This window comes from Enterococcus sp. DIV1639a (genome assembly GCF_050530445.1).
Lineage (GTDB): Bacteria > Bacillota > Bacilli > Lactobacillales > Enterococcaceae > Enterococcus_B > Enterococcus_B hirae.
The window spans coordinates 2,751,952-2,770,090 of sequence record NZ_CP172886.1 but is presented as its reverse complement, the minus strand read 5'-3'; the positions used below and the strand labels follow the sequence as shown (position 1 = coordinate 2,770,090).

The following is an 18,139-nucleotide window of genomic DNA, read 5'->3' as shown; positions in this document are numbered from 1 at the left end:
GACTCTTAACGGTAATTTTTTTGAAAACTTCTTCTTATTATTGAAGTTTAAAGCATTTTTTTCTGTCTTTGGCAAAAAACTCAGGATCACTCGTAAATAACGTTGGCATAATAAATAGTTACATTTTTTTTTCGAGTAATTTTAATTCTTGGATCATTGCTTTTTTTCGCGGGTATTTTTCTTTTAATTCTTTGATCAACAATTGAACCGAGATCATGCTGTTTGGTAAAGTAGCCATTTCTTCAATATATCTCACCAGTTTATGATAATGATTCCGAGTAGTCATAGTGTGGGCTATTTTCCGCAATTCATATTCATATTTCTGTAATAGTGCTTCGGGAGTCTGTTTTTTTAAAATATTGAAATAACGATTAGCTTCTTTGATTCCAGAGGTCTCTAACACACGATTCAATAATAGATCATAGCATTTTTCCTGTGAATAAAGTAAGCCAATGTCTTGATGATTATGTAATTCTTGGAACAAACGGTTTCGCAACGATATCCATTCGTCTTTTGAACAAGTTTTTTTCAATTGGTGAACTAGATTCATATCTAATGCATCATTCTCAATCAATAACTTAAAAACTTGATTTATGTATGCTTCTTTTTTTCCTAATTTATAATAGAGTTTTTTTAGAGAATAACGATGAAGTTGAACGAGATCAGGAGATTGACGATCCAAAAGCAGACTCTCCTGTAATACTTTTTCTGCTTCTTTGTATATTCTGTTTTTAAGTAAGTAATTAACATATTGTGTCCTGATAGTAGGGGAGTGCCAGTTTTCTTGGATAGTATGTTGAATTTTTTGCTTGGAATAGTTTAAGTACTCCATTTGTTTAACAGATAAAATTTGTTTCTTTTTTTTCAATCCTCTTTTTTTGTCTGCGGGTTCTTTCTTCAACGAGGAAGCAGATTGTTTCTCATAGTATGCTTGATATTTATTGATATCAAAAGAATCATCTGAATAAATATATTGTTGAAAACGTTTTGCTAAGTGGTCATTTTCCTTTAAAATCATCTTTAAAAAAGGACGGATTTGTGAATCTTCCGCGTAGGAAACCAAATATGCGCTGTTATTTGCATCTTTCTTTTGTAAGTATTTATTGTATTCGAATAAAACGGCTACTAAATGGGGACAATGATCGTTCGATAAGCAGGGGCAGCTACAAACCATTTTTTCTAAATAAAAGTGGTCAACGAGGTCAATGATTGCATGATAGTTTTCATTACTAGTAATGTTGGCAGTAATCTGTTTTTGCTTAACCTTAAAGTTTTTTACCTGTTCCCCAATAAAATAGGAGTATCCTAAATCTATTGTAGTTTCTAAAAAATATTCTTTCCAGTTGTTCACCTAATCTCCTCCTTTATATTAATTCTTACTTAATAAGTTTAACGGATAAATGAATGAAAAACAGTATTTTTTTGTTGATACGTAAGTTATTTAATTTTAATATAAATGACTATTTTTAGGTATATTTTTTATAGTGAAATAATTACCAATTGTTGTTTAAAGAAATTTTTTTATTCTTTCGTGATTGTGAGGGCGCTTTTCAATTTCTAATACAGCAATTTTGTGTAGCAAAGAGTCTAACGTGATATGTGACATTTCTTCCTCTACTTTTGCTTGGAGTTGGGTATAGCTTGCCGTCAATGTTTCTTGAATATTCGCACCAACGATACAATTTGGGTTTGTTTTCGGATCCACTTGAATGAGATTAGTATTTCCTTCAATACTTTTATAAATATCTAAAAGTGAAATTTTTTCAGGAGAACGAGCTAAAGAAGGTGCAGCTTTTCCGACTTGCGTAATAATCAAATTCGCTTTTTTTAGTCGGCTCATGATTTTACGGACATTAGCTGCACTGGTTTCAATACTTTTCGCAATCATCTCACTAGATAACATATCGCTATCTTGAAAAATTGCTATGTAGGCTAAGATGTGGATCGCATCGCTCAATTGTAAAGAATATTTCATACTATCCCATTCCTTTCGACGTTTATTCTTGACTTATTTTAACATACTCTTTAAGATAATGGTGTAACTTAAAAATGTACAGGTTTTATTTAAAAAATTTATCAATGTGAAAAAAGGAGTGGTTAGAATGAATTATCTCATTACTGGAGCAACTGGTGGTTTTGGTAACTATGCTATGGAGTACTTAAAACAGCTCGTTCCTCAGGAAAATATCTATGTGTTGGCGCGGAATGAAGAAAAGGGGAAAACACTTGAAGAAAAGGGTTGGAATGTCCGTTTCGGAGATTATGCTGATTATTCTTCTATGAAAAATGCCTTACAGGGAATTGATCGCTTGTTGTTTGTGTCTGGTGCACCTGGTAATCGGCAAGCTGAGCATGAAAATGTTGTGAAGGCCGCAAAAGCAACTGGTGTTTCTTACATTGCTTATACTAGTTTTGCTGATGCCGATCACTCGACCAGTATTCTAGCGCCAGATCATCAGTTTACAGAGAAAGTAATTGCTGATTCTGGAATCGCACATACTTTTTTACGTAATAATTGGTACTTAGAAAATGAATGGCCACTCATTGAACTTGCCTTAAAGAATGGGCGCTTTATTTATTCAGCAGGTGAAGGTAAAACTGGCTGGGCATTAAAACGAGAATATGCCGAAGTTGCAGCAAAAGCACTAGCGAACTTGAACTTTCCAGAAGTTCTTGAATTATCGGGTCAACCGATTACGTATGAAGAACTAGCTAAAGAATTAAAAGAAGTGACAGGCAAACCTATTGATATCGTGGCTACCAATGACCATGAGTTCATCAAAAATTTAGAGGAGGCTGGTTATCCTGAATCTGCTGCACAAATGTTTGCAGCTATTCAAAAAGATATCAAGAATAATCAACTCGATGTTTCCTCAAAAGATTTTGAACAAGCTTTGGGACATCCACTTGTCTCTTTAAAAGATGGACTAGAAGAATTGTTGAACCAATAGTTGTAAAAAGCGGTTGAGAGAACGTTTTTAATTTTATAAAACAAGGGTAAATTCTCGCAAGTGACAAGAAGTATAAAATAAGGTTTTTACGGTTGAAACTTACCTGCTTACTGTTTCTTATTGCGTTTATTGCTGAAAATTTAGTCAGTGAAAACCGTGAACAAAAGGTCGTGAAGCATCGTTTAGCTCTGATAACCATAAGAAAGATTTTTTGGAACCAGTTTTTTGGTTTGAAAAATTCGGACTTATTTCAAAGAGTAGCTGGTTGAACACTGTTTATTCGTTTTCACACCTATTTAAAGAGTCTGGGATCAGGCTCTTTTTTTGCATTTAAGTGATAAGTAGAAGATTGACTTTTTTGAATGTAATAAAAAAAACACTTACGAGAAAATGATAAATATGCTACGATACTTTTCGTGACAAATTTAAAGGAGTGGTATAGTTGCCTACAAACAAAAAAGAAGGAATTATTTTTACATCACTAATGTGTTTTCTCATGGTCTTAGGAATGAGTGTGTATAATCTCTGGCTTCATGGGGATTTATATTTTTCAAATCTATTGATTGGTTTAGTTCCAGGATTCATCGTGGCGTTTATTCTAGATGTTTTTATTGTTGGTGTGATTGCGAAAAAAATAGCTTTCAAGTTGCCAGTAAATTCAGAAAGTAAATTTCAAATGATCGTAACGATTTCTTGTCTGATGGTCCTAGGAATGGTTACCTGTATGTCGTTGTTTGGTGTTGTGATTGAGCAGGGAATACCTGACCAATTACTTTCAGCGTACCTTACTGCATGGAAAATGAATGTGATTGTTGCATTGCCTTTGCAATTACTAATCGTAGGTCCCATCTCTCGATTGGTATTAAGCACGATCCAAAACTAAAAAGATCTTTTAGATTATAAAAAAAGAGGATGCGACTTGTATAGCATCAAGAGATAAAAGAACTTGCCTAAAATTGCGTATACGCTTATTAGGAAGTTTCGTTTATTTTTTGAATGAGCTACTTCAGTCACATGCTCTTTTTTTTAAGAACGATTAATCAAAAAATGTTTGCATCATTTCACGAACCTGTGTACACCATTGTAGTTCTTGCTGGCAAAGTAAAATTCTTCGTTGAATAACGACATAACGTCCAAATTCCTCTTTTTTATTTACTGAAAGATCTGCTAGTTTTGCTTGGTTTTTTTGCATGATTTTGTTTAATTGTTGTTCTCTTGTAAATAAAAGACCCGTCGCTGTTGTTTTATCTAAGGTAGAAAAAGCGTACAGTTTGGCTAAAAATTCATCTTTTTGAGTAGGAGCAGGGGTCTCTTCTTTGATCCATTCTTCTACGATTGCTTTTCCTTCATTGGTGAGGGTATAAATTTTTTTCTGCGAATGTTCTTCGATTTCCATGACAGAAATATAACCTTTCTGGTCTAATTTAGCCAGTGTCGTGTAAATCTGACTGTGGTGAGCTTCCCAGAAAATGGTGATTAATTGTTTTAGTTCATAACCGGAACGAGGTTTAGACAAAAGAACGCATAATAAGATATAGGCTAAAGTATTCATACGATACCTCCTGACTGATTTTCTCTTATTATAGCATATTTTTTATTTTTGTTTTTACATGTGCATATTGACATGTAAAATAAATCATGTATGATGCTAGATAGAGAAAGGAATGGGGAATTTGGAGAATCAAATAGAAATCAAAGAAGAACTAACAGAGAAAGGACAGGAACAAAGTAAAGGAAAGAATTCAGCGTTAGTAGTCGCTGCGACTTGTATGTTTGCATTTATGGGAGTCGGCTTAGTAGATCCCATTTTAAAAACGATTGCTGCTCAATTAGATGCAACACCTGCCCAAACGACATTATTATTTACGAGCTACATGTTGGTAACGGGAGTAGTGATGTTGTTTACAGGTTTTTTATCGAGTCGAATTGGTTTGAAAAAAACATTGATGGCAGGTTTGGTCATTATTGTTGTATTTGCTGGCTTAGGTGGATTATCCAATGATATTGGTACATTGATCGGATTGCGTGCTGGTTGGGGTGTAGGGAATGCTTTATTTGTTTCAACAGCACTTGCGACTATTGTAAGTATTTTAGTGGGGAACACTGAAAAAGCTATTATGATGTATGAAGCAGCACTAGGCTGTGGGATGGCTGTTGGACCATTAGTTGGTGGTATACTAGGAAGTGGCTCGTGGCGGTATCCTTTTTATGGAGTAGCTACGTTGATGTTTATTGGCTTTTTAGCATTGGCGATCCTTCTTCCAGAGGCAGGAAAACCACAAAGGAAGGTTGGTTTTTGGGAAGGGGTCAAGGCGTTAAGTAATCACAAATTGCGTTCCGTTGGTCTGATTGCCTTATTATATAATTTTGGTTTCTTTACGTTACTTGCCTATGCACCATTCTTATTAGTGGGGTATAGTGAGTTAGAGGTCGGTTTTGTTTTCTTTGGTTGGGGCGTTTTATTAGCAATTGCTTCGATTTTTGTCGCACCTGTACTAGAACAAAAATTCACTACTTACCGAACGATTTTAGCAGCGTTTGTTTTCTTTATTATTTGTTTGGCGTTACTAGGTGCCGGTTCAACTATCCAAATTTTAGTGCCAATCAGCATTGTACTTTCAGGTTTTTTCCAAGGGATCATCAATACATTATTGACAACGATTGCTATGGAGATACCAGGTTTACCAAGAAATGTGGCTTCTTCAAGTTATAGCTTTGTTCGTTTCTTTGGTGGGGCATTAGCGCCATTTATTGCAGGGAACATTGGCGAAAAACTAGGTGAAAGTTATGCTTTTTATTTTGCTGCGATCATTGTCGTAATTAGTGTCTTTTGTATTATCCATCATCAAAATTATTTTGTAACAGATGAAGATCAATAAAAATGAGGTTTTGAAAGAAAGAATAAAAAACGAAAAAAATAGTTAATGACGAATCAATAAAACCTTGAATTTCACATACTGTGTTTCAAGGTTTTTTTTCTGTTATTTGTGACGTTCGATCTACAGTTCTGGTAACTGATATCGTGAGAGGGTTTATTTTTAACATGTGTTTCAACGAAAAAGGTCAATGAATACACTGTTTTTGCCATAAATCATGTTATGATGAGAATAAGACACAGCCAGTAAAAAGTGAGGAAAAGCGATGATTGAAGAATATTTCAAAGAAGTAGGTATCACGTTGGTTGAACTTCCCATCGAGTTGGTGGATGATCGACCCGTTTATGGTGGTTATCTAAAAGAGCTGCCTGTAATCAATGCGACAGGAGAATCTCGAAAAATCATGCACCAGAAACTAGCGAGTATGTATCAAGCCTATCGTGAACAACTACTTACAGATATGGAAATAGAAAAAGAAAAAACAATGAATCTGTCGACAGAAGAATTGTTAAGATATTATGATGGTGAGACATTCGATGGGTTTGCCATTTTTGCTAACGATAATGAAGATCATCTTGGCTAAAATAAGCTATTATCGACTTGAAGTTACGCTTAATGCGTTTCTTTTAGTCGATAATAGCTTATTTCAATCATTGCAGTTATGAGGCATTCTAGTTAAAGCGCTTGGGTAAATTATTTTTGTTTAATTGATATTTGAAAGACAAATGGAAAATCCCGGCAATCAATAAAGTGATCGTATAAGCAATCGAATGGTGGAACGCTAGATTGTAATTGATCACAGCTAAAATGCCTAAAGCGAGCATATAACTAACATGTAGCCTTTGAACAATGCCTTTAGGACCAATTTTTTGAAGATAAACTTGCCATTTTTCCTGAGTGGGATTAAAATTTCTTTTTTTTATTTGGAAAAAAGTGGCTAAAATCATCACTCCTATAAAGGCAGCGATGTTTAAAGAAATCAAGTATACTAAAAATATCGTGAAAATTTCGAACATAAAAGTAACCTTTCTAACTAAAAAACTTTTCAAGAATCAAAAAATAAAGAAAAATTTTGTCATATTTTTATTGTGAAGACTAAAATGTTTCGTGTGAAACATTTTAGCGGATTTGACCTTCGCCGTAAATGATATATTTCGTAGAGGTCAGTTCATTCAATCCCATCGGACCTCGAGCATGTAATTTCTGAGTAGAAATACCGATTTCAGCACCAAAACCAAAAACAGCTCCGTCAGTAAAACGAGTTGAGGCATTCACATAAACCGCAGCGGCGTCCACTTCGTTCAAGAAACGTTGGCTTGCTTGGTAACTATCCGTAACGATGGCTTCAGAATGTTTTGTATTATGGCGATTGATATGGTCGATCGCTTCATCTAAAGAATCAACGACTTTCACAGCCAGAATATAGTCTAGATATTCCGTATCCCAATCAGCTTTTTCTGCAAGGGTTGCGGTTTCTAAATATTCCATGGCACGCGTATCTGCACGTAGAGAAACCCCATGTTCTACTAATGCTTTTTCAATAACAGATAAAAAGAAAGGGGCGATCTCTGAATGGATCAACAATGTTTCTGCAGCATTACAAACAGATGGACGAGAAGCTTTTGCATTGACGATGATATTCGTTGCCATGGTCAACTGAGCATCTTTATCGATATAAATATGGTTGTTACCAGTGCCAGTCTCAATGATTGGGACTGTGGCTTGTTCCTTCACTCTTCTGATCAAATTTGCGCCGCCTCGAGGAATCAACACATCTAAGTACTCTGTTAATTTCATTAATTCAGCAGCCGTTTCATGAGATGTATCGTCCACAAATTGAACAGCGTAAGGAGACAGGCCAGCATCAGTTAACGTTTGTTGCAGAAGCTTCACTAATAATTGATTGGAAAAGAAAGCTTCCTTTCCGCCTCTAAGAATAACGGCATTTCCTGATTTAAAAGCCAAACTGGCTGCATCAGTCGTCACATTCGGTCTAGATTCATAAATGATTCCGATGACACCAAGTGGGACACGTTTTTTTCCAATCAGTAACCCATCAGCATTCTTCCACATTTGTTCTACTTTTCCAATTGGATCCTCTAATGAAGCAATTTTACTGATTTCTTCAGCCATATCATGGATACGCTCAGGCGTTAAGCGTAAGCGGTCAAGCATCGTTTCGCTCATCTGATTTTCGGTTGCTTGCTCTAAATCTTTCTGATTGGCTTCAAGTATCGCTCCCTGATTTTTTTTGAGCATCAATGCCATCTGTTTGAGAAGGTCATTTTTCTGTTCTGTACTCATCAAAGCAAGGGTTTGGGCGCTTTGTTTTGCATTTTTTCCAAGTTGATTTAAATCAGTCATACGTGTTCCTCCTTAAATAAGGTTCCAAGTTCTTTACCGGCTAAAAGATCGAAGATAATGGTAGGATTTTTTCCGTTTGCCAGGATCATTGTACTGTTGGCTTCAAAAATACGTAATGCTGCTTGTAACTTACTAGCCATTCCTCCTGTTCCAAAGGTGCTGCCAGCACCACCCGCTTGTGCCATTAAACACTCGTCAATGACCGAAACAGTTTGATACATCTTTGCATCTGGATTTTTTGAAGGATCGGCGGAATAAAATCCGTCAATATCAGATAAAACAATTAATAAATCTGCTGTGATCAATTTTGTAACGATCGCAGATAGTTGATCATTATCACCAAATTTCGTTGTATGTTCAAGTTCATCGACTGCTACAGTATCATTTTCATTAACGATCGGGATGGTTCCCATTGCTAATAACTGTTCAAGTGTGTTGATCACATTGACTCGACTTTGAGGAAAGTCAATCACATCCCGAGTAACGAGGATTTGAGCTGTTTGCTGATTGTAAACACTGAAACGTTGATTATAAATGTTCATCAATTCTGCCTGTCCGATCGCAGCAATTGCTTGTTGTTCCGGGATCGTTGTGGGGCGTGTAGCTTGATTCATTTTGTGCATCCCGACACCAACAGCGCCGGATGAAACTAATACGACTTCTTTCCCTTGATTCCGAAGATCAGACAAGACAAAGGCAAGCTGATCAATCGCAGCGAGGTTGATGTTTCCATTGGGATAGATTAAAGTACTCGTTCCCACTTTAATAACAATTCGTTTGGCTTTTGTAACTTCTTTTCGCATGTGACACCTCTAACTAAATACACGTTTTGATTTCGTTCTATTCTACTTGTTTTACACCATAAAGTCATGTATAAAATTTATTTTTTTATGACAGCAGTATTTTATTCATCTTAACATAAATTAATGAAGAATTTTTTAAGTCGTCCTTTTGGTATCATGAATATGGTAAAATAAATATAGTCTATTTTGGGAGGAAATTCGGTGAGAAAAAGAGGATTTGAAGTTATTTCAACATATGCACAACAAAAGATACAATTACCTCAACGAGCAACTCATCATGCTGCTGGATATGATTTTGAAGCGGCAGAAGATATTGTTATTCCAAGTATTTGGAAAGCTGGATTAAAACAAGGGATAACAGCTCTTTCAGAGGTATTGAAAAATGAAGAAACAACAGTCGACGAGAAAAAATTAAAACCAGTTCTTGTTCCTACTGGGATCAAAGCCTATATGGGAGAAGATGAATTTTTACAGTTAGCCAATCGTTCAAGTAATCCGTTGAAGCGTTTTTTAGTTTTAAGTAACGGAGTAGGTGTCATTGATAGTGATTACTATAATAATGATGCAAATGAAGGGCATATCATGTTCCAATTTACTAATTTTGGTTTGAAGGATGTTGTCATCAAAAAAGGTGAGCGAATTGGACAAGGAATTTTCTTGCCATTCTTAAAAGCAGATCAAGACCAAACAGAACAGGCCCGTAAAGGTGGCTTTGGTTCATCAGATGTATAACCATTCAAGGTTTATTTAATTCAAAAATAATTATTTAAAGGAGGCGGGACAATGGCAAAAAAAGCGAAAGTCCAGTTTGTTTGCCAAAATTGTGGCTATGTTTCGCCTAAATTCTTAGGGCGTTGCCCAAATTGCGGGAAATGGAACACGATGGTCGAGGAAATCGAGCAAGATACGACTGACCGTAGAACACGAACAAGTTTGACTGGAGAAAAAGCCAAACCAACGAAAATTGCAGAAGTGATTCCTAAAAAGGAACCACGAGTCAAAACAAAATTAGATGAATTGAATCGAGTTTTGGGTGGGGGCGTAGTTCCGGGGTCAATGATTTTGATTGGTGGCGATCCAGGCATTGGTAAATCCACATTACTTTTACAAGTATCCCAACAATTAGCTGATATCGGCGGGAAAGTATTATATGTTTCTGGAGAAGAAAGTGCAGAACAAATTAAATTACGTGCCGAGCGTTTGGGCTCAATCAATACAGAATTTTACTTGTATGCTGAAACTGATATGAATGAAATTAGCCGTGCCATCGAACAGATTTCACCAGATTATGTGATCATTGATTCGATTCAAACGATGACACAACCTGATATTACGAGTGTAGCAGGGAGTGTCAGTCAAGTGAGAGAAACGACTGCTGAGTTGTTGAAAATAGCGAAAACAAATGGGATTGCGATTTTTATCGTAGGACATGTAACGAAAGAAGGATCGATTGCGGGTCCACGTATGCTTGAACATATGGTTGATACTGTTTTGTATTTTGAAGGAGAACAGCATCATAGTTTTCGTATTTTGAGAGCAGTAAAGAATCGATTTGGTTCAACAAATGAAATTGGTATATTTGAAATGCATGAACATGGATTAGAAGAAGTTGCGAATCCTTCCCAAATCTTTTTGGAAGAACGATTAGAAGGAGCAACAGGCTCAGCGATTGTTGTGGCGATGGAAGGTACCCGCCCAATTTTAGTGGAAATCCAAGCACTGGTAACACCAACAATGTATGGAAATGCTAAACGAACCACTACTGGCTTAGATTTTAACCGAGTATCATTGATCATGGCAGTTCTCGAAAAACGAGCAGGCTTACTGTTGCAGAATCAAGATGCTTACTTAAAAGCAGCAGGTGGGGTAAAATTAAATGAACCAGCCATTGATTTAGCGATTGCTGTGAGTATTGCTTCCAGTTACAAAGAAAAAGGGACACAACCGACAGAATGTTTTATTGGCGAAATCGGGTTGACGGGCGAAATTCGTCGTGTCAGTCATATTGAACAGCGTGTCAAAGAAGTACAAAAGCTGGGTTTCACAAAAGTTTATTTGCCAAAGAACAATCTAGGAGGGTGGAATCCTCCGACTGGCATTGAAGTCGTAGGTGTCGCTACCTTGGCGGAAACGTTAAAACGTGTCTTTCGTTAAAAATAGTAAAATTAAAGAAATGGAGGAAAGAGTATGCAAAAACGTGTCATCACCTTGCTGATGATTATTGTCGGTGCCAGCTTAGGTATTTCTTTTTTACCAATGGCTTGGCAGACAATTGGTCAGCAAACAAATGGATGGCTGAATAATACATTTACCAATAGCCTGTTAGGTGCACTTATTTTCTTTTTATTGTCTTTGCTATTGGCAAAACATATCTCAGCTGTTATCAAGCAAATTGAGGAAAAATTAAGTGAGGTTAGTTTAACTTACCTATTGTTTGGTGCAATTGGTGGGATTATCGGGCTAACTTTAGGTGTAATTATTTCAACGCCACTATATAATTTGAAAATTCCGTTTGTAAATAGTGTTCTTCCCATCTTATTAATGGTTATTTTAGGCTATTTAGGATTCAGGATGGGAACCACTCGAATCGATGAATGGAAAAAAATCTTTGGTTCAAGAAACAAGAAAGTGGAACAAGAAACACCTAGTCAAGTGGAGAGCCAAATACTGGAACGGAAATTAGGCGAGAACTTTCATAAATACAAGATCTTAGATACTAGCGTGATTATTGATGGACGAATCTATGACATCACCAAAACTGGTTTTTTAGAAGGCACACTGATGATTCCGAATTTTGTGCTTTATGAATTACAGTATATTGCTGATTCTGGCGATAGCCTAAAACGTGTTCGCGGACGCCGCGGGCTGGATATCCTCAATGCTTTGCAAAAAGAAGAAGGAATCTCTGTTGAAATGTATGACGGTGATTTTGAAGATATCACTGAAGTGGACAGCAAATTGATCAAATTAGCGAAACTTTTAGATGGTGTCATCGTGACAAATGATTATAACTTAAATAAAGTCTCAGAGTTTCAAAATGTACCAGTGTTGAATATCAATGCTTTAGCGAATGCAGTAAAACCGGTAGTTATTCCAGGTGAAAACATGAATGTTTTAGTCGTAAAAGCAGGAACAGAACGTCAACAAGGGGTTGCTTATCTCGATGATGGCACCATGGTGGTCGTGGAAGATGGACAGCATTATATGAACGAACATATCGAAGTGGTTGTTACAAGTGCCTTACAAACAGCTGCCGGGCGGATGATTTTTGCAAAACCAGCCCATGCAGGTCGTGGGATCGATAATAAAGACAATAAAAAAGAAACTGAAAAAAGTAAACATGCTTAACGAAAGAAAAATCGGAATATGAGTATAAAAAGTAGCCAACTGGTAAGGAAATTCAACCAGTTGGCTTTACTATTTCCCATATTAAAGGTAAAATTTGTGCTGAGTGGCTTTCATTTTAATGAAAAAGCCTTTAAGAAATATGAGGATGTAAAACAGAACATGTTTTTCGTGTTTTGTCTCATATTTTAAAGTCTAGTTTGAAAGAAGAGGAAGAAAATGACGAAAGTACGCGTACGCTATGCACCAAGTCCAACTGGGCACTTACATATTGGGAATGCTCGAACAGCATTGTTCAATTATCTATTTGCTCGCCACAACGATGGAGACTTTATTATTCGTATTGAGGACACAGACCAAAAACGAAACATTGAAGATGGTGAAAAGAGCCAATTGGAAAATTTGGCTTGGTTAGGTATCGATTGGGATGAATCTCCTGAAAATCCTGGAGAATATGGTCCTTATCGTCAATCTGAAAGAAAAGAAATTTATCAGCCTTTGATTGATCAACTTCTTGCAAGTAATCGGGCATACAAATGTTACTGTACAGAAGAAGAGTTAGAAGCAACTCGTGAAGAACAACGTGCACGTGGAGAAATGCCTCATTATGCGGGTACTTGTGCAAATCTAACACCAGAAGAACAAGCAGAAAAAGAAGCGCAAGGGATTGAACCAGTGATCCGATTCCGTGTACCACGTAATACGGAATATGCGTTCAAAGATATGGTCAAAGGGGATATCACCTTTGAATCAGATAATATCGGTGGCGACTATGTCATTCAAAAACGTGATGGTATGCCAACATATAACTTTGCTGTAGCTGTAGATGATCATATGATGAAGATTACTCATGTCTTACGTGGGGATGACCATATTGCAAATACACCTAAACAATTGATGATCTATGAAGCTTTTGGTTGGACACCACCAACATTCGGTCACATGACATTGATCATCAATACAGAAACTGGGAAAAAACTAAGTAAACGTGATGAATCGATTTTACAATTTATCGAACAGTATCGTGAATTAGGTTACTTACCAGAAGCAATGTTCAACTTTATTGCATTATTAGGTTGGTCACCAGTAGGCGAAGACGAAATTTTCAACCAAGAAGAATTGATCAACATGTTTGATCCAAATCGTTTGAGTAAATCACCTGCAGCCTTCGATGCGAAGAAATTACAATGGGTGAATAACCATTACATGAAAGAAATGGATTTAGATAAGTTAACAGACATGTGTTTGCCTTACTTGATCGCTGACGGTCGAGTACAAGAAAATCCTGATGAAAAAACGATCGAATGGGTCAAAAGAATCGTTAGTCTGTATCAACCACAAATGAGTTACGCAGCTGAAATCGTAGAAGCTTCTTCCTTATTCTTCAATGAACATCCTGTATTGAACGATGCGGCTAAAGAAGTATTAGCAGGCGAAACTGTTCCACTTGTTCTTAATGCGTTTAAAGCACAACTAGAACAAATGGAAGTCGTGGATGCCCCAACCGTAAAAGCAGCAATCAAAGCTGTCCAAAAAGAAACTGGCGTTAAAGGTAAAAATCTTTTCATGCCAATCCGAGTAGCTGTTTCAGGACAAATGCACGGACCAGAATTACCAGATACGATCGAATTGCTTGGTCGTGAAAAATCATTAGCACATTTAAATCAAGTCATCAACTAAACACGATGAACAGAAAGAAGTAAGTAATCATTGATCTCAAGAGAGGTGACGGGTGGTGGAAGTCACTGATCGATGTTTACTGAAATGCCTCTGGGAGTGGTTTCGGCGAGTGAAATAGACACATCTCTTTGTGACGAATTTCAGGTAGTCGAGAACGTATAAGCTTACGTTAACAGCTAGAGGTAATCATATCTGATTATAAATAAAAGTGGAACCACGCCAATTAGCGTCTTTTAATAAGGAAACTTGTTAAAGGCGCTTCTTTATTTGTCAGAGAACTACATAAATTATTGAGAGGAAGGAGCGATGACGATGGGGTGGTTTGCCCGAGCGGTAGAGGCAGCTAAAAAAAATGACCCGGCTGCTCGTTCAACATTAGAAATCGTTTTGACATATCCAGGGTTTCATGCCTTATTTTGGCATCGGGTGTCACATTACTTATATCAGCATAAACTTTACTTGCTGGCAAAAATCAATGCACAATTTTGGCGATTTATAACAGGAATCGAGATACATCCTGGAGCCCAGATCGGACAAGGTGTTTTTATCGATCATGGGATGGGGATCGTGATTGGAGAAACCGCAGAGGTCGCTGATGATGTAGTTCTTTTTCATGGAGTTACGTTAGGTGGTACAGGTAAAGAAACGGGCAAAAGGCATCCCACAGTGAAACAAGGGGCAATGCTTTCTGCCAATGCTCAAATATTAGGACCGGTCACGATTGGGAAACATACGAAGATTGGTGCCGGTGCAGTCGTTTTAAAAGACATTCCAGATTATGCTACAGCCGTGGGGGTTCCTGCAAAAGTAGTACGGATTAATGGAGAAAAAGTGAGGAGATCAGAATGATAAAAATTTACAATACATTGACTAGACAAAAAGAGGAATTTGTACCGATTCAAGCAGGAAAAGTCGGTATGTACGTGTGTGGTCCGACTGTTTATAACTATATTCATATTGGAAATGCCCGCAGCACGATTGCTTTTGACACGATTCGACGCTACTTTGAATATCGGGGATATCAAGTCGATTATGTTTCCAATTTCACTGATGTAGATGATAAAATCATTCGTGCTGCTAATGAATTAGGGATCACGGCGCCAGAAGTAGCCAACCGTTTTATCCAAGCATTTGAAGAAGATACCAAGGCGTTGAATGTGGAGCCAGCTACTGCGCATCCTCGTGTGATGGAACATATGTCAGATATTATTTCTTTCATCCAAGTATTGATCGAAAAAGGTTATGGATATGAATCAAATGGCGATGTCTACTACCGTACAAGAAAATTTCCAACCTATGGACAACTTAGTGATCAATCGATTGATGAGTTAGAAGTGGGCGCGAGTCAACGGACGGGAGCAGAACAAAGTCAGAAAGAAGATCCGCTTGATTTTGCACTATGGAAAAAAGCAAAACCTAATGAGATCTCTTGGGATTCTCCATGGGGACCCGGACGTCCAGGATGGCATATCGAATGTTCCGTTATGGCAACGAAACATTTAGGGGAAACAATTGATATCCATGGTGGTGGGCAAGATTTAGAGTTTCCACATCATGAAAATGAGATTGCCCAAAGCGAAGCAAAAACGGGAAAGAAATTTGCCAATTATTGGATGCACAATGGTTACGTCACGATTGGCGATGATGATCAGAAAATGAGTAAATCATTAGGTAACTTTATTACTGTCCATGAAATGATCCAAACGGTAGATCCACAAGTGTTACGCTTCTTCATGGCAACAACTCAATATCGCCGACCGATTCGTTATAGTGAGGCAACGATGAAGGAAGCAGCGACAAACTTGCAACGCTTAAGAAATACATTTGATAATCTTAAATTCCGCCTAGCAACAGCAGAAAAATCTCTGGCGGATGACACAAAGTATTTAGCTGAGCTTGAACAAATCGAACAACGCTTTATTGAAGAAATGGACGACGATTTTAATGCTGCGAATGGAATTACCGTCGTTTATGAATTGGCAAAATGGTTAAACACGTATTTGGAGAAAACAACTGTTTCAGCGGATGTTCTAGCAAAAGGGGAAGCATTATTTACCCAATGGTTGGCTATTTTTGGTATTTTATTTACATCTGAGGAATTACTTGATGAAGAGATCGAGCAGTTGATCGAAGAACGTACGCAAGCAAGAAAAAATCGTGATTTTGCCCGTAGTGACGAAATCCGTGACCAATTAAAAGAAAAAGGGATCTTGCTTGATGACACACCGCAAGGAACTCGTTGGAGAAGAGAAGCATGAAAGACTATACACAATTAAACGGACTAGCTTTAGCTTATGTAGGGGATGCCATCTATGAGATCTATATTCGTGACTATTTGATCGAACAAGGGGCGACTAAACCGAATAAACTTCATAAAGCAGCCACGAATTATGTTTCAGCAAAAGCACAAGCTTATCTGATTAAAGAGATGCTAGAAGAAAAATTGATGACACCAGAAGAAGAAACTTTTTATCGTCGTGGTAGAAATGCCAAAAGTCATACAAGTGCAAAAAATGCAGATGTCACAACTTATCGAATTGCCACAGGTTTTGAAGCTTTGATGGGGTATCTGCATTTGACGAAACAAACAGAACGGTTAGAAGAATTAATTGAATGGTGTATCCAGAAAGTCGGTGAAAAAAATGGGTAGAGAACAAAAAGAACGTCATTATAACAAACGTAAAAAAGCAACGAAACAGCCAATGAACGCTTCATCACAGAAAAAATCGCAAAAAAAGCGAAACCATTATGACACTTCCTATGAACCTGTAGTTGGGGAGAAAAAAGAGGAAGCAATCGAAGATAATTTTGTCTTTGGTCATCATGCAGCAGTAGAAGCCTTACAACAAGGTAGAGGGAATAAGTTATTTTTACAAGAGGACTCACGGGGAGAAAAAACCGAAGAGTTAAAGAACATTGCTAGAGATCAAGCTGTACCAGTTAAATGGGTACCAAAACAAAAATTAGATACATTAAGTGATCATGGTGTACACCAAGGAGTAGTCTTAGCGATTACCCCGTATGAATATTTATCCTTAGACCAGCTTCTTCAGCAAACCAAAGAAAAAACAGAAACACCTTTCTTTGTCATTTTAGATAGTATTGAAGATCCTCACAATTTTGGTTCGATCCTACGAACAGCGGATGCAAGTGGGGTAGACGGCGTAATCATTCCTAAGCATCGGGCGGTAGGCATTACGCCAATCGTCACAAAAACCTCTACTGGAGCAGTCGAACATGTACCTGTAGCACGAGTGACCAATCTTGTTCAAGCGGTCCAACAACTAAAAGAAGCCGGTTTTTGGGTTTTTGGGACAGATATGGATGGTACAAATTTCCAAAAATGGAATGCAAAAGGCGCTATTGCTTTAGTGATTGGTAACGAAGGACGAGGAATGAGTCCTGGATTGAAAAAAGAAATGGACGAACTTTTGACCATTCCAATGGTCGGTCACGTTCAAAGTTTGAATGCGAGTGTTGCTGCTGGATTGTTGATGTATCAAGCTTTTTCTCAACGTCAAGGAGAGTGATCAGATGAAAAAGCAGCTCCTAATTGTTGATGGTTATAACATGATCGGTTCTTGGCCAGAACTCGTTTTGTTGAAAAAACAAGAAAAGATGGCGGATGCTAGAGAAGCTTTGTTGCATCGTTTGTCAAATTATGCCAAATACGAAGGAATTGAAGTGATAGTTGTTTTTGATGCACAATTGGTTCCAGGCATTCAGCAAAACTACAAGAAATACCAATTAGAAGTCGTCTTCACAAAAGAAGATGAAACGGCAGATAGTTATATTGAACGTATTGCTGGCCAATTGAATGATCGTTTAACGCAAGTAACTGTTGCCACGAGTGACTTAGCCGAGCAATGGATGATCTTTTCACAAGGGGCTTTGCGGACTTCTGCCTATGAATTATATAAAACGATCCAGAAAACAGAGAAAAACATTGCACAAGATAATATAAATATGCAATTTGATAATTTTCGTCGTAATTCGCCTTGGAGTAAAGAACAATTAGAAAAATTGTCCCAAAAGTTAGACGATTTAATGCGAAAAGATAGATAACACAGTTATATGATTAGTCAATCGGATGATTGATGGTAAGATTCCTCCATAATCG

Annotated in this window: 19 protein-coding genes and 1 other annotated feature; of the genes, 13 read left to right on the top strand and 6 right to left on the bottom strand. The window is 37.3% G+C overall.

Annotated features, from left to right (window positions below):
* Window positions 1-118: 118 nt before the first annotated feature.
* Together IGJ32_RS12770 and IGJ32_RS12765 are read right to left on the bottom strand one after the other, a co-directional pair.
* Complete coding sequence (locus IGJ32_RS12770) at window positions 119-1,351, bottom strand: SWIM zinc finger family protein (protein ID WP_010720649.1); 1,233 nt, start codon at window positions 1,349-1,351, stop codon at window positions 119-121.
* Window positions 1,352-1,507: 156 nt separating this feature from the next.
* Entirely contained in the window at window positions 1,508-1,975 is a 468-nt protein-coding gene (locus tag IGJ32_RS12765; RefSeq protein WP_010737255.1) for an Rrf2 family transcriptional regulator, read from the bottom strand.
* A gap of 127 nt (window positions 1,976-2,102) precedes the next feature.
* Between IGJ32_RS12765 and IGJ32_RS12760 the strand changes: the two genes are divergently transcribed.
* Both IGJ32_RS12760 and IGJ32_RS12755 read left to right on the top strand, forming a co-directional pair.
* Entirely contained in the window at window positions 2,103-2,951 is an 849-nt protein-coding gene (locus IGJ32_RS12760; protein ID WP_010737256.1) for an SDR family oxidoreductase, read from the top strand.
* A 442-nt stretch (window positions 2,952-3,393) separates the two neighbouring features.
* Window positions 3,394-3,834, top strand: a complete 441-nt coding sequence (locus tag IGJ32_RS12755) for a DUF2798 domain-containing protein (RefSeq protein WP_010720646.1) — start codon at window positions 3,394-3,396, stop codon at window positions 3,832-3,834.
* A gap of 153 nt (window positions 3,835-3,987) precedes the next feature.
* On the opposite strand, the gene IGJ32_RS12750 is transcribed toward IGJ32_RS12755, so the two are convergent.
* A complete protein-coding gene (locus IGJ32_RS12750; RefSeq protein WP_081128956.1) occupies window positions 3,988-4,503 on the bottom strand; it encodes a PadR family transcriptional regulator in 516 nt (171 codons plus the stop codon).
* A gap of 112 nt (window positions 4,504-4,615) precedes the next feature.
* Here IGJ32_RS12750 and IGJ32_RS12745 point away from each other — a divergent pair, with 112 nt between their 5' ends.
* Window positions 4,616-5,830 (top strand): MFS transporter, encoded by a 1,215-nt coding sequence (locus IGJ32_RS12745; RefSeq protein ID WP_342081967.1) that lies wholly within the window; start codon window positions 4,616-4,618, stop codon window positions 5,828-5,830.
* A gap of 262 nt (window positions 5,831-6,092) precedes the next feature.
* Entirely contained in the window at window positions 6,093-6,410 is a 318-nt protein-coding gene (locus IGJ32_RS12740) for a hypothetical protein (RefSeq protein ID WP_010720643.1), read from the top strand.
* An 88-nt stretch (window positions 6,411-6,498) separates the two neighbouring features.
* Here the strand turns inward: IGJ32_RS12740 and IGJ32_RS12735 are convergent, their stop codons facing one another.
* The 3 genes from IGJ32_RS12735 to proB form a co-directional block, all read right to left on the bottom strand.
* Window positions 6,499-6,843 carry a hypothetical protein gene (locus IGJ32_RS12735; RefSeq protein ID WP_010720642.1) on the bottom strand — a complete coding sequence of 115 codons (345 nt, stop codon included), beginning with the start codon at window positions 6,841-6,843 and terminating at the stop codon, window positions 6,499-6,501.
* A 103-nt stretch (window positions 6,844-6,946) separates the two neighbouring features.
* The gene (locus tag IGJ32_RS12730) at window positions 6,947-8,191 is read right to left on the bottom strand and encodes a glutamate-5-semialdehyde dehydrogenase (protein WP_430610569.1); all 1,245 of its coding nucleotides are present in this window, start codon (window positions 8,189-8,191) and stop codon (window positions 6,947-6,949) included.
* A complete protein-coding gene (proB, locus tag IGJ32_RS12725; RefSeq protein ID WP_342081965.1) occupies window positions 8,188-8,994 on the bottom strand; it encodes a glutamate 5-kinase in 807 nt (268 codons plus the stop codon). Before proB ends, IGJ32_RS12730 begins: the two co-directional genes overlap by 4 nt.
* A 201-nt stretch (window positions 8,995-9,195) precedes the next feature.
* Here proB and IGJ32_RS12720 point away from each other — a divergent pair, with 201 nt between their 5' ends.
* From IGJ32_RS12720 to IGJ32_RS12680, 9 genes are all read left to right on the top strand, one after another.
* Window positions 9,196-9,726 (top strand): dUTP diphosphatase, encoded by a 531-nt coding sequence (locus tag IGJ32_RS12720; protein ID WP_010720639.1) that lies wholly within the window; start codon window positions 9,196-9,198, stop codon window positions 9,724-9,726.
* A gap of 51 nt (window positions 9,727-9,777) precedes the next feature.
* Window positions 9,778-11,148, top strand: coding sequence for a DNA repair protein RadA (gene radA / locus IGJ32_RS12715; protein ID WP_010720638.1), 1,371 nt, complete (start codon window positions 9,778-9,780; stop codon window positions 11,146-11,148).
* Between the two features lie 33 nt (window positions 11,149-11,181).
* Window positions 11,182-12,342, top strand: coding sequence for a PIN/TRAM domain-containing protein (locus IGJ32_RS12710; RefSeq protein WP_010720637.1), 1,161 nt, complete (start codon window positions 11,182-11,184; stop codon window positions 12,340-12,342).
* A 216-nt stretch (window positions 12,343-12,558) separates the two neighbouring features.
* Window positions 12,559-14,019, top strand: a complete 1,461-nt coding sequence (gltX, locus tag IGJ32_RS12705; RefSeq protein WP_010720636.1) for a glutamate--tRNA ligase — start codon at window positions 12,559-12,561, stop codon at window positions 14,017-14,019.
* Window positions 14,016-14,256, top strand: a binding site (T-box leader). It overlaps the preceding gene by 4 nt.
* 75 nt (window positions 14,257-14,331) lie before the next feature.
* Complete coding sequence (gene epsC, locus IGJ32_RS12700; protein WP_010720635.1) at window positions 14,332-14,868, top strand: serine O-acetyltransferase EpsC; 537 nt, start codon at window positions 14,332-14,334, stop codon at window positions 14,866-14,868.
* Window positions 14,865-16,277, top strand: a complete 1,413-nt coding sequence (gene cysS / locus IGJ32_RS12695) for a cysteine--tRNA ligase (RefSeq protein WP_053765951.1) — start codon at window positions 14,865-14,867, stop codon at window positions 16,275-16,277. Before epsC ends, cysS begins: the two co-directional genes overlap by 4 nt.
* Entirely contained in the window at window positions 16,274-16,669 is a 396-nt protein-coding gene (locus IGJ32_RS12690; protein WP_010720633.1) for a Mini-ribonuclease 3, read from the top strand. The genes cysS and IGJ32_RS12690 overlap by 4 nt, the downstream gene beginning before the upstream one ends.
* Window positions 16,662-17,549 (top strand): 23S rRNA (guanosine(2251)-2'-O)-methyltransferase RlmB, encoded by an 888-nt coding sequence (gene rlmB / locus IGJ32_RS12685; RefSeq protein ID WP_010720632.1) that lies wholly within the window; start codon window positions 16,662-16,664, stop codon window positions 17,547-17,549. The genes IGJ32_RS12690 and rlmB overlap by 8 nt, the downstream gene beginning before the upstream one ends.
* Before the next feature lie 4 nt (window positions 17,550-17,553).
* Window positions 17,554-18,084, top strand: a complete 531-nt coding sequence (locus IGJ32_RS12680; protein WP_034700055.1) for an NYN domain-containing protein — start codon at window positions 17,554-17,556, stop codon at window positions 18,082-18,084.
* The last annotated feature ends 55 nt before the right edge of the window (window positions 18,085-18,139 follow it).